The sequence below is a fragment of the Buttiauxella ferragutiae genome, from assembly GCF_022637515.1.
In the GTDB taxonomy this organism is placed as follows: domain Bacteria; phylum Pseudomonadota; class Gammaproteobacteria; order Enterobacterales; family Enterobacteriaceae; genus Buttiauxella; species Buttiauxella ferragutiae.
This window is the reverse complement of sequence record NZ_CP093332.1, coordinates 743,910-756,830: the sequence shown is the minus strand read 5'-3', so window position 1 is coordinate 756,830 and position 12,921 is coordinate 743,910. Positions and strand designations below refer to the sequence as shown.

8 protein-coding genes are annotated in these 12,921 nt (G+C 51.0%); 7 read left to right on the top strand and 1 reads right to left on the bottom strand.

Annotated elements, in window-relative coordinates:
• Positions 1-49: 49 nt before the first annotated feature.
• The 3 genes from polB (at position 50) to rluA (ending at position 6,120) form a co-directional block, all read left to right on the top strand.
• The gene (gene polB / locus MNO13_RS03500; RefSeq protein ID WP_121814900.1) at positions 50-2,410 is read left to right on the top strand and encodes a DNA polymerase II; all 2,361 of its coding nucleotides are present in this window, start codon (positions 50-52) and stop codon (positions 2,408-2,410) included.
• Between the two features lie 144 nt (positions 2,411-2,554).
• The gene (gene rapA, locus MNO13_RS03495) at positions 2,555-5,461 is read left to right on the top strand and encodes an RNA polymerase-associated protein RapA (RefSeq protein WP_133522229.1); all 2,907 of its coding nucleotides are present in this window, start codon (positions 2,555-2,557) and stop codon (positions 5,459-5,461) included.
• Complete coding sequence (gene rluA / locus MNO13_RS03490) at positions 5,461-6,120, top strand: bifunctional tRNA pseudouridine(32) synthase/23S rRNA pseudouridine(746) synthase RluA (RefSeq protein ID WP_133522230.1); 660 nt, start codon at positions 5,461-5,463, stop codon at positions 6,118-6,120. Before rapA ends, rluA begins: the two co-directional genes overlap by 1 nt.
• 93 nt (positions 6,121-6,213) lie before the next feature.
• On the opposite strand, the gene djlA is transcribed toward rluA, so the two are convergent.
• On the bottom strand, positions 6,214-7,020 hold the full coding sequence (gene djlA, locus MNO13_RS03485) for a co-chaperone DjlA (protein ID WP_064543487.1): 807 nt from the start codon (positions 7,018-7,020) through the stop codon (positions 6,214-6,216).
• A 384-nt stretch (positions 7,021-7,404) separates the two neighbouring features.
• Here djlA and lptD point away from each other — a divergent pair, with 384 nt between their 5' ends.
• From lptD to rsmA, 4 genes are read left to right on the top strand one after another with little or no spacing between them, the layout of a single operon-like run.
• Entirely contained in the window at positions 7,405-9,765 is a 2,361-nt protein-coding gene (gene lptD, locus MNO13_RS03480; RefSeq protein WP_064543485.1) for an LPS assembly protein LptD, read from the top strand.
• A gap of 55 nt (positions 9,766-9,820) precedes the next feature.
• Positions 9,821-11,113, top strand: a complete 1,293-nt coding sequence (surA, locus tag MNO13_RS03475) for a peptidylprolyl isomerase SurA (protein ID WP_064543483.1) — start codon at positions 9,821-9,823, stop codon at positions 11,111-11,113.
• Positions 11,106-12,095, top strand: coding sequence for a 4-hydroxythreonine-4-phosphate dehydrogenase PdxA (pdxA, locus tag MNO13_RS03470; protein WP_064543481.1), 990 nt, complete (start codon positions 11,106-11,108; stop codon positions 12,093-12,095). Before surA ends, pdxA begins: the two co-directional genes overlap by 8 nt.
• Positions 12,092-12,919: a 16S rRNA (adenine(1518)-N(6)/adenine(1519)-N(6))-dimethyltransferase RsmA gene (gene rsmA / locus MNO13_RS03465; protein ID WP_064543479.1), complete on the top strand. Its 828-nt coding sequence runs from the start codon at positions 12,092-12,094 to the stop codon at positions 12,917-12,919. The genes pdxA and rsmA overlap by 4 nt, the downstream gene beginning before the upstream one ends.
• The last annotated feature ends 2 nt before the right edge of the window (positions 12,920-12,921 follow it).

Genomic DNA, 12,921 nt, shown 5'->3' with positions numbered 1-12,921 from the left:
GCTTAAAGTGGTCTATAATCAGACCACTTTTTCTTGATGAGAATGCAGCGTGTCACAAGCCCGCTCTGGTTTTTTGCTAACGCGACATTGGCGAGATACACCGCTCGGTACTGAAGTTGATTTTTGGCTGGCAACAGACGATGGTCCGGTTAAGGTGCGTCTGCCGCGCCAGGAATCGGTCGCGTTTATTCCTCAGTCGCAACAGTCTGAAGCCATGCGCTTGCTCGCAAATGAAAGCCAGTACCGGCTCACGCCGCTGCCCCTCACAGACTTTCACCGTCAGCCCGTCTGTGGCCTTTATACCCGCCAGCATCGCCAACTCATGCGTATCGAGAAGCTGCTGCGCGATGGCGGTGTCAAGGTTTATGAAGCCGATATTCGTCCGCCAGAGCGCTTCCTTATGGAGCGTTTTATTACCGCGCCAGTCTGGTTTAGCGGTGAGTCGCAAAATAATCTGGTGGTTGATACTAAGCTGAAACCCGCACCGGACTACCGCCCACCGCTGAAATGGGTGTCGCTGGATATCGAAACCAATCGTCATGGCGAGCTGTATTGCATCGGCCTTGAAGGGTGCGGGCAGCGCGTTGTGTACATGCTTGGTCCGGAAAATGGTGACGCCAGCGGGCTCGATTTTACGCTGGAATATGTCGCCAGCCGCCCGCTGCTGATTGAAAAGCTTAATAACTGGTTTGCACAGCACGATCCCGATGTGCTGATCGGCTGGAATGTCGTGCAGTTTGATTTGCGTGTATTGCAAAAAATGGCGGATCGCTATCAAGTCCCGCTGCGTCTTGGGCGTGAGAACAGTTTGCTGGAATGGCGAGAGCATGGCTTCAAGCAAGGTGTGTTTTTCGCACAAGCCGCCGGACGGGTGATTATCGATGGTATCGAAGCGCTGCGATCTGCCTTCTGGAATTTCTCATCGTTCTCCCTGGAGACCGTTTCCCGCGAACTGCTCGGCGAAGGCAAAGCGATTGATAACCCGTGGCAACGAATGGACGAAATTGACCGCCGTTTTGCCGAAGATAAGCCGGCACTGGCGAAATACAATCTGAAGGATTGTGAACTGGTGACGCGGATTTTTCACAAAACAGAACTGATGCCATTTTTACTCGAGCGGGCAACCGTTAACGGCTTACCGCTCGACCGGCATGGCGGGTCCGTCGCCGCTTTTGGTCATCTTTATATACCACGGATGCACCGCGCCGGTTACGTTGCCCCAAATCTTGGCGAAGTGCCACCGCAAGCCAGCCCCGGCGGTTATGTGATGGACTCTCGTCCGGGTCTTTACGACTCGGTATTAGTACTGGATTACAAAAGTCTTTACCCGTCGATTATTCGCACTTTTCTTATCGATCCTGTTGGCCTGGTTGAAGGTATGGCGCACCCGGAACCAGAGCATTCCGTTGACGGCTTTTTGGGGGCACATTTTTCCAGAACGAAACATTGCCTGCCGGACATCGTCGGGCAAATCTGGTCAGGCCGTGACGAGGCAAAACGTCATGGCAATAAGCCGTTATCGCAAGCGCTGAAAATTATCATGAATGCTTTTTATGGCGTGTTAGGCACCAGTGCCTGCCGTTTCTTTGATCCTCGTCTGGCCTCGTCGATCACCATGCGTGGGCATCAGATCATGTTGCAAACCAAGGCGTTGATCGAATCTCAGGGTTATGACGTGATTTACGGTGATACAGATTCCACTTTCGTGTGGCTAAAAAAAGCACATTCAGAAGATGATGCTGTGCGTATCGGCAACGAATTGGTTGAGCATGTCAATGTGTGGTGGAAAGCGCATCTGCAAGAAACGCAGCAGGTAGACAGTAAGCTTGAACTGGAATTTGAGTCGCATTTTTGCCGCTTCTTAATGCCGACGATTCGCGGTACCGTTGAAGGCTCCAAAAAGCGCTATGCCGGGATGATTCAGGAAAATGATCGGCAACGCATGGTGTTTAAAGGGCTGGAAACTGTACGCACTGACTGGACGCCACTGGCGCAGGCATTCCAGAAAACCCTTTATTTACGGATTTTCCGTAACGAACCGTATCAGGATTATATCCGCGAAACTATTGCCAGTTTGATGGCGGGTGAGCTGGATGACCAATTGATTTACCGTAAACGCCTGCGTCGTCCGCTAAGTGAATATCAAAAAAATGTACCGCCGCATGTGCGGGCTGCACGCCTCGCAGATGAGCATAATCAACGGCTTGGCCGCGCGCCACAGTATCAGAACCGTGGGACTATCAAGTACGTGATCACCACTAACGGCCCTGAGCCAGTGGATTACCAGCAATCCCCTCTGGACTATGATCATTACCTGACTCGCCAGCTCCAACCGGTGGCCGAAGGAATTTTACCTTTCCTTGAAGATGACTTTGCTACACTGATGACAGGGCAATTAGGGCTATTTTGACGGTGACGAATGCGCTCCCTTCCAGTACCATAGCGCCCTCCTGAAGTACCCTTAAATCTACTTTTAGACAACCGCTCCCTTTTCTGTGCGGTCGTTATGCTATTGCCTGCAAATCTTAGTAACTGATAATAGAGCCGAAATCTTATGCCTTTTACACTTGGTCAACGTTGGATCAGCGACACCGAAAGCGAACTGGGACTGGGAACTGTGGTCGCTTTAGACCCACGGATGGTTACCTTGCTCTACCCTGCCACCGGTGAAAATCGCCTGTATGCCAGAAATGACTCGCCTATCACCCGTGTGATGTTTAACCCAGGCGACACCATTACCAGCCATGAAGGCTGGCAACTAAAAGTTGATGAAGTTAAAGAAGAAAACGGCTTACTAGCCTACATTGGTACGCGTCTGGACACTGAAGAAACCGGTACGATGCTGCGTGAGGTTTTCCTCGACAGCAAACTGGTGTTCAGTAAGCCGCAAGACCGTCTTTTTGCCGGGCAAATTGACAGGATGGATCGTTTCGCTCTGCGTTACCGTTCCCGCGTCTACCAAAGCGAACAGTATCGCCAACCATGGAGCGGGCTGCGCGGTATGCGCACCAGTCTGATTCCACACCAGTTGAACATCGCCCACGATGTTGGCCGTCGCCATGCACCGCGCGTATTACTGGCTGATGAAGTAGGTTTGGGTAAAACCATCGAAGCCGGGATGATTCTCCACCAGCAACTGCTGGCTGGCAGTGCTGAGCGCGTATTGATTGTGGTGCCGGAAACCCTGCAACACCAATGGCTGGTTGAAATGCTCCGCCGCTTTAACCTGCGTTTTGCTCTCTTTGATGACGAGCGTTATGCCGAAGCCCAGCACGACAGCGATAACCCATTCGAAACAGAACAACTGGTTATCTGTTCGCTGGATTTTGTGCGCCGCAGTAAGCAACGTCTTGAGCACCTTTGTGAAGCTGAATGGGATTTGATGGTGGTCGATGAAGCCCACCATTTGGTGTGGAGCGAGAAGGCACCAAGCCGTGAATACCAGGCGATAGAACAGCTCGCTGAACATGTTCCGGGTATCTTGCTGTTAACCGCAACGCCGGAACAGCTGGGTATGGAAAGCCACTTCGCGCGTCTGCGTTTGCTGGACCCGAGCCGTTTCCACGATTTCGAGCAATTTGTTGAAGAACAGCAGCATTATCGCCCGGTAGCTGATGCCGTTGCACTGCTGCTGGCGGGTAACCATCTGACTAACGATCAGCTCAATATGTTGAGTGAGTTGATTGGCGAGCAGGATATTGAACCGCTGCTGCAAACCGCGAACAGTAACCGTGAAGGTAGCGATGCGGCTCGCCAGGAGCTGATCTCCATGCTGATGGACCGCCATGGCACCAGCCGTGTGTTGTTCCGTAACACCCGTAATGGCGTGAAAGGTTTCCCGAAACGCGAACTGCATACCATTCGTTTGCCGCTGCCGATGCAGTATCAAACCGCGATTAAAGTGTCCGGCATTATGGCGGCGCGTAAATCTGTGGAAGAACGCGCTCGCGACATGCTCTACCCGGAGCAGATTTATCAGGAATTTGAAGGCGATAGCGGCACGTGGTGGAACTTCGATCCGCGTGTTGAATGGCTGATGGGTTACCTGACCAGCCACCGTTCTCAGAAGGTGCTGGTGATTTGTGCCAAAGCCGCGACAGCATTGCAACTTGAACAAGTTCTGCGTGAACGCGAAGGTATCCGTGCCGCCGTGTTCCATGAAGGCATGTCCATCATCGAGCGTGACCGTGCAGCCGCATGGTTTGCCGAAGAAGATACTGGCGCTCAGGTGCTGTTGTGTTCCGAAATTGGTTCCGAAGGTCGTAACTTCCAGTTCGCCAGCCAACTGGTGATGTTCGATCTGCCGTTTAACCCGGATCTGCTGGAACAGCGTATTGGCCGTCTGGACCGTATCGGCCAGGCGCACGATATCCAGATCCACGTTCCTTATCTTGAGAAAACCGCGCAATCCGTACTGGTGAAGTGGTTCCATGAAGGCCTGGATGCTTTCGAACATACTTGCCCAACTGGCCGCACAATTTACGACAGCGTGTATCCGCAACTGATTGAGTATCTTGCAGCACCGGAAAATACCGACGGTTTCGATGCGCTGATTAAGCAATGCCGTGAGCAGCATGATGCGCTGAAGATTCAGCTTGAGCAGGGCCGTGACCGCCTGCTAGAAATTCACTCCAACGGCGGTGAGAAATCCCAAGCGTTGGCTGAGTCCATTTCGGAGCAGGATAACGACACCAACCTGGTGAGTTTTGCCCTGAACTTATTCGACATCGTCGGCATTAATCAGGATGACCGCGGCGACAACATGGTGGTGCTGACCCCTGGTGATCATATGCTGGTGCCTGATTTCCCAGGTCTTCCGGAAGACGGTTGCACCATTACGTTTGAACGTGATGTGGCGTTGTCTCGCGAAGACGCACAGTTCGTCACCTGGGAACACCCGATCATCCGCAACGGCTTGGATCTGATTCTGTCTGGCGACACCGGTAGCTGTGCGTTGTCTTTGTTGAAAAACAAAGCGTTGCCAGTCGGCACGTTGCTGCTGGAGCTGATTTATGTTGTTGAGGCGAAAGCGCCGAAGCAATTGCAGCTCAACCGCTTCCTGCCGCCAACGCCAGTGCGTATGTTGGTGGACAAAAACGGCACCAACCTTGCCGCTCAGGTGGAGTTTGAAAGCTTTAACCGCCAGCTCAGCACGGTGAATCGCCATACCGGCAGTAAGCTGGTGAATGCGGTACAGCAAGATGTCCACGCTATTTTGCAATTGGCAGAAGAGAAAGTGGAAGCCGCAGCACAAGTGTTGATCAAAGCGGCTCGTGAAGAAGCTGATGAGAAGCTGAGTTCCGAGCTTTCCCGTCTGGAAGCGCTGAAAGCGGTCAACCCAAACATTCGTGACGATGAACTCGAAGCTATCGAGAGCAACCGTCAACAAGTGTTGGAAAGCCTTGCGCAAGCCAACTGGCGCCTGGATGCATTGCGTCTGATCGTGGTGACACACCAATAATGTTAATGGAACCCTATAACCCGCCACTGGAGCCATGGTTAGTCATCCTTTATCAGGACGAACATATCATGGTCGTCAACAAGCCTTCGGGCTTGTTATCTGTACCGGGGCGTCTGGATGAGCACAAAGATAGCGTGATGACCCGCATTCAGCGCGACTTCCCGTTGGCGGAATCAGTGCATCGCCTGGATATGGCCACCAGCGGCGTGATTGCCGTTGCGCTGACTAAAGCGGCTGAGCGTGAGCTGAAGCGTCAGTTCCGTGAACGTGAGCCGAAGAAACAGTATGTGGCACGGGTTTGGGGTCATCCTCAGCCGGAAGAGGGGCTGGTAGATTTACCGCTGATTTGTGACTGGCCAAACAGGCCTAAACAGAAAGTGTGTTATGAAACCGGCAAAGCGGCACAGACGGAATATCAGGTGCTGGAGTATGCGGCGGATAATACCGCGCGTGTGCTGCTAAAACCGATCACCGGGCGTTCGCATCAGTTACGCGTCCATATGCTTGCAATGGGACACCCGATTCTGGGCGATCGTTTTTACGCGTCACCTGAAGCGCTAGCGATGGCGCCGCGTTTGCAGCTCCATGCGGAAATGCTGACTATCACTCACCCTGAATATGGCACGCCGATGACGTTCCGTGCTCCGGCTGACTTCTAAATCCCCTCATCCTAACCCTCTCCTACAGGAGAGGGAATTGTCCGGTTTTCTCCCTCTCCCTGAGGGAGAGGGCCGGGGTGAGGGTCTCTTCTATTACTTAAACCCTTTTGCCGTCTTGATCAGATCGTACGCTTTCTGAATTTCCTGCGCTTTCTGTTTGGCCATCTCCATCATTTCTGGCGGCAAGCCTTTGGCGACCAGTTTGTCGGGATGGTGTTCACTCATTAATTTGCGGTATGCGCGCTTAATGATAGTGGCATCATCGCTACTTTTGACGCCCAGTACGTTGCATGCATCTTCAAGCGTTGGCCCACGTTGTTGCTGGAAACCACCTTGCGATTGGTTGTAACCACCACCGAATTGCTGCCCGCCTTCCATCATGCGTAAGAACTGGTCGAACTGCATTCGTGAAATGCCGAGTTCTTCGGCAATTACGTACAACACTTCCCGCTCGTTCGGATGCAGAGAACCATCAGCAAACGCCGCCTGAATTTGAATTTCAAGAAACATCCGAATTAGGTCAAAACGCCCGAAACATACGCTGCGTAGCTGACGCATTTTTTCACGCAGCGGGTAACCATTTTCTTTACCCACCCGGAACGCATGCTGTGCGGCACTTCGCGCATCACCGTGTAACTGCATACGATCCATTAATAGTGAGGCTATCTGGATATCCGCTTCCGTGACGCGCCCTTTTGACTTAGTCAGGTGGCCCATCACTTCAAATGTGGTGCTAAAGAACAATGACTGGCGCTGTTGTTGGTTAGAAAACCAGGACTGACGGCGGCTGCGCACCTTGTCAATGGCATGACCGATCAGCAACCCGATAACCACACCCCAGAAGCCACCACCCATAATAAGTGCTATTGCGACACCGAGTACTTTTCCCCAATACTGCATATACTCCCCAAATCGTCATGTCGTCGGCTAGAATTTGCTTTATCATACCCGTCATTGATAGTAGTGCCTAACGGCAGACTATTGAGCGGGCAGGATTAACACTAGCGCTGTAGTGATGAGTAAGTTAGTCTCTGACCGTTTGCCGACGCTATACCCTATAGCATTCAATATGAAGCAAAGCGGCAATTGAGAAAATATCCCGTCATTAAGTTAACCCAATGACAGGAACCACCAAATCTGTTCAGAGCAGATTTGGACGCTGCTTAGAGCGGCCCCAAAAGGGTGAGGCTCATGATGAGTCAAATAACTAAGTGCCGCCAACGCCTCTGCATCTTGAATGATGATGGGTATAAGCCATTGATGACGGAACAACGAATAACACGTATGAAAAAACGTATTCCCACCTTGCTGGCCACCTTGATTGGCGCAGCGCTGTATAGTCAACAAGGCATGGCGGCCGATCTCGCGTCGCAATGTATGCTTGGCGTCCCAAGTTACAACCGCCCTTTGGTTGAAGGGGACACCAACAACCTGCCTGTCACTATAAATGCCGATCACGCAAAAGGAAATTATCCTGACGATGCGGTATTTAGTGGCAATGTGGATATACAGCAAGGCAATAGCCGCCTGCAATCTGACGAAGTTCTACTGCATCAGAAACAAGTTGAGGGTCAACCTGACCCCGTTCGTACTGTTGATGCCGTTGGCAACGTCTACTACGACGATAATCAGGTCATTCTTAAAGGGCCAAAAGCCTGGTCAAACCTGAATACCAAAGATACCAATGTCTGGGAAGGCGACTATCAAATGGTAGACCGCCAGGGTCGTGGTACTGCCGACCTGATGAAGCAGCGCGGTAATAATCGCTACACCATTCTGGAAAATGGCACCTTTACTTCCTGTTTGCCAGGTTCTAATACCTGGAGCGTGGTAGGTAGCGAAGTGATTCAGGACCGCGAAGAAGAAGTCGCGGAAATCTGGAACGCCCGCTTTAAGGTGGGTCCGGTTCCGATATTTTACAGCCCATATTTACAGTTGCCAATCGGTGATAAACGCCGTTCCGGTTTCCTGCTCCCAAATGCGAAATACAGTAGCAATAGCGGTCTTGAGTTCACTCTGCCGTATTACTGGAACATTGCACCCAACTTTGATGCCACCATTACTCCGCACTATATGGAAGAGCGTGGCATGCAGTGGCAGAACGAATTCCGTTATCTGACCAAAGCTGGGGCAGGTATCATTGAATTCGATTACATGCTTTCTGATAAAGAATATAAAGACAACACGGCTGCTAACCCAGACCAGGACGAGCGACGCTGGTTGTTCTACTGGAACCACGGTGGGGTGGTAGATCAGGTGTGGCGTTTTAATGTTGACTACACCAAAGTCAGCGATCCAACCTACTTCACCGACTTTAGTTCGCAATACGGTTCCAGCACCGACGGTTACGCAACGCAGAAATTCAGTGTCGGTTATGCCGTTGAAAACTTTGATGCAACGCTGTCAACAAAACAGTTTCAGGTCTTTGGTTCCCAGTTGAATAGCGGCACTAGCTCTTACAGTGCACAACCGCAGCTGGATATGAACTACTACCAAAATGATGTTGGGCCATTTGATACGCGTATTTACGGTCAGGCCGTTCATTTTACTAACGTAAATGACAGCCAGCCCGAAGCGACTCGTCTGCATATTGAGCCAGTCATTAGTCTGCCAGTGTCTAACGGCTGGGCAAGTCTGAATACTGAAGCCAAAGTGATGGCAACGCACTATCAGCAGACCAATCTGGATTCCTACAACGCTGCTCACGCTGATAATCAACTGGATGAGACTGTTAACCGTGTTCTGCCGCAGTTCAAAATGGATGGTAAGCTGATTTTCGACCGCGCCATGGACTCAGCCCTGGGCTGGGAACAAACGCTGGAGCCGCGTGTACAATATTTGTATGTGCCGTATCGCGATCAGAGCAATATCAATAACTACGACTCATCTCTGCTGCAGTCTGACTACAACGGCTTATTCCGTGACCGTAGCTATGGTGGGCTTGACCGTATCGCCTCCGCCAATCAGGTCACAACCGGTATTACCACCCGTATTTATGATGATGCCGCAGTTGAACGTTTTAACGTTTCTGTGGGTCAAATCTACTACTTCACTCCGTCTCGTACCGGTGACGAGACGATCAACAGTGAAAAAGGTGACGAAACTGGTTCTGTTGTATGGGCTGGTGATACTTACTGGCGTATGACCGATCGTTGGGGTGTACGTGGCGGTCTACAGTACGATACGCGTCTGGATAACATAGCGACCGGCAACGGCGTTATCGAATATCGCAAAGACAACGATCGTCTGGTTCAATTTAATTACCGTTACGCAAGCCCGGAATATATTGGTGCAACAATCTCAAATATTGATGTTAATGCGCCACAATACAAGAACGGCATCTCGCAGGTTGGGATGACAGCAAGTTGGCCAGTTGTTGATCGTTGGTCTGTCGTTGGGGCTTATTACTACGACACCAAAGCACAACAAACCGCAGACTCCATGCTGGCGGTGCAGTACAACTCTTGCTGTTATGCCATTCGCTTGGGTTACGAGCGTAAAATTAATGGCTGGGAAAACGACGAAAGCAAATACGATAATGTAATTGGCTTTAACATCGAGTTACGTGGCTTGAGTTCTAACTATGGCCTGGGCACACAGCAGATGTTGCGTTCAAACATTCTGCCGTATCAAAGCTCGATGTAATTCACTTTGACTAGTAAAACGTAATCCGCTTTGCGGCTAAGTAAATGGAAAAAGTATGAAGAATTTGAGAACGCTGCTTCTCGGTGTCGTCCTGGTGGCGAATACCTCTTTCGCGGCCCCGCAAGTGGTCGACAAAGTTGCAGCCGTAGTGAACAACGGTGTTGTGCTGGAAAGTGACGTTAACGGAATGATGCAGTCAGTGAAGACAGGTGCCCAACAAGCCGGGCAGCAACTTCCTGACGACAACACGCTGCGTCATCAAATTATTGAACGTCTGATCATGGACCAAATTCTGTTACAAATGGGCCAGAAAATGGGCGTCAAAGTGACAGATGAACAGCTTGATAAGGCGATCGCTGATATCGCAGCTCAAAACAAGATGAGCATGGATCAGATGCGTAGCCGTCTGGCCTATGACGGCATTAATTACAACACTTACCGTGCTCAAATCCGTAAAGAGATGACGATTTCGGAAGTGCGTAATAACGAAGTCCGTCGTCGTGTATCCATCCTGCCGCAAGAAGTCGATGCTCTTGCACAGCAAGTGGGTAGCCAGAACGACAGCAGCACTGAGCTGAACCTCAGCCACATCCTGATTCCATTACCGGAAAACCCAACCTCTACTCAAGTAGATGATGCGGAAAAACAAGCGCGTGACATCGTTTCACAAGCGCAAAGCGGTGGTGATTTCGGCAAACTGGCTATCACCTACTCTGCTGACCAGCAAGCCCTGAAAGGCGGTCAAATGGGTTGGGGACGAATCCAGGAGCTGCCATCTATTTTCGCACAGGCGTTAAGCACTGCGAAAAAAGGCGATATCATCGGCCCGATTCGTTCAGGTGTAGGTTTCCACATTCTGAAAGTGAACGACCTGCGTGGTCAAAGCAAGAGCATTTCTGTTACCGAAGTTCACGCCCGACATATTTTGCTGAAGTCGTCGCCAATCATGAATGATGACCAGGCGCGAGCTAAGCTGAACCAGATTGCAGCTGATATTAAGAGTGGCAAAACCACTTTCGAAAAAGCGGCAAAAGAGTTCTCCGACGATCCAGGCTCTGCTAACCAGGGTGGGGATTTAGGTTGGGCTTCAGCAGACATTTATGATCCGGCGTTCCGTGATGCCTTGATGAAACTGAACAAAGGCCAAACGAGCGAACCTGTTCACTCATCATTTGGTTGGCATTTGATTCAGCTTATGGATACACGCAACGTTGATAAGACTGATGCAGCACAGAAAGATCGTGCATATCGTATGTTGTTCAACCGTAAGTTCTCTGAAGAAGCACAAACCTGGATGCAGGAACAACGGGCTTCTGCTTACGTAAAAATTATAGGCGACAATGGCTAACATCCATCGTGTGGTCATCACTCCCGGCGAACCCGCCGGGATTGGTCCTGACCTGATTATCGCACTGGCAAACCGTGACTGGCCTGTTGAGCTGGTTGCGGTTGCCGCACCTGAACTCCTTCAGGAACGTGCAGCCCTCCTCGGCCTTCCTCTACAACTCAAAACTTACCAACCAGGCACACCTGCAACTCCGCATGTTGCCGGAACCCTGACCGTGCTCCCCATCGAATTACGCGCTCCAGTCATCCCTGGGCAGTTGGATGTGAGAAACAGTGAGTACGTGGTAGAGATGTTGGCTCGTGCCTGTGACGGCTGCATTAACGGCGAATTTGCGGCACTGATTACCGGGCCGGTGCACAAAGGCATCATCAACGATGCTGGCATTCCGTTTATCGGGCATACCGAATTTTTCGAAGAGCGATCGCACAGTGAAAAAGTGGTGATGATGCTGGCGACCGAAGAGCTACGTGTGGCTCTGGCGACAACACATCTGCCGCTAAAAGCCATTAGTGATGCAATAACGCCAGATTTATTACGCCAGATAATCACCATCCTGTATCATGACCTGCAAACCAAGTTTGGTATCGCACAGCCGCACGTGCTGGTTTGTGGCCTCAACCCCCATGCCGGGGAAGGTGGTCACATGGGTACCGAAGAAATTGACACCATCATTCCAGTACTGAATGAAATGCGCGCTCAAGGGATGAATCTTTCTGGCCCACTACCGGCAGATACCCTGTTTCAGCCTAAGTATCTCGATAATGCCGATGCAGTTCTGGCGATGTACCACGATCAAGGCTTGCCAGTCCTTAAGTACCAGGGCTTTGGCCGCGCAGTCAATATCACGCTAGGCTTACCTTTTATCCGCACTTCGGTTGACCATGGAACCGCGCTAGAACTAGCGGGTCAGGGGAAAGCCGAGGTCGGCAGTTTTATTACGGCGCTTAATCTCGCCATCAAAATGATTGTTAATACTCAATGAATACTCGTGTCCACCAGGGCCATTTAGCCCGTAAACGTTTTGGACAAAACTTCCTTAATGACCAGTTCGTTATCGACAGTATTGTCTCTGCAATTAATCCACTCAAAGGCCAGGCAATGGTTGAGATCGGCCCCGGCCTCGGCGCATTAACCGAGCCTGTGGGTGAACGCCTGGATGAAATGACCGTCATCGAGCTGGACCGCGATCTTGCCGCTCGCCTGCAAACGCATCCTTTCCTGGCACCAAAGCTGACAATTTATCAGCAAGATGCCATGACCATGGATTTTGGAGAGCTGTCGCAAAAAATCGGTAAGCCGTTGCGCGTATTTGGCAACCTGCCGTATAACATCTCCACGCCATTGATGTTCCATCTCTTTAGCTATACTGATGCCATTGCTGATATGCACTTCATGCTGCAAAAAGAAGTGGTAAACCGTTTAGTTGCTGGCCCTAACTGTAAAGCGTATGGTCGTTTATCAGTGATGGCGCAGTATTATTGCAATGTGATTCCAGTGCTTGAAGTGCCACCAACCGCCTTCACACCGGCACCAAAAGTGGATTCTGCCGTCGTGCGCCTGGTACCACATGCAACAATACCGAACCCAGTAAAAGAGCTGCGCGTATTAAGCCGCATCACTACTGAAGCCTTTAATAAGCGTCGCAAAACGATTCGTAACAGCCTTGGCCATCTGTTTAGCCCAGAGGTGATGGCGGAGCTGGGAATCGACGCAACTCTGCGCGCTGAGAACATCTCAGTTGCTCAATATTGCAAACTGGCAAACTATTTGGCTGAGCACCCACAGCAGCAGCCGAAGGAGAGTTAACG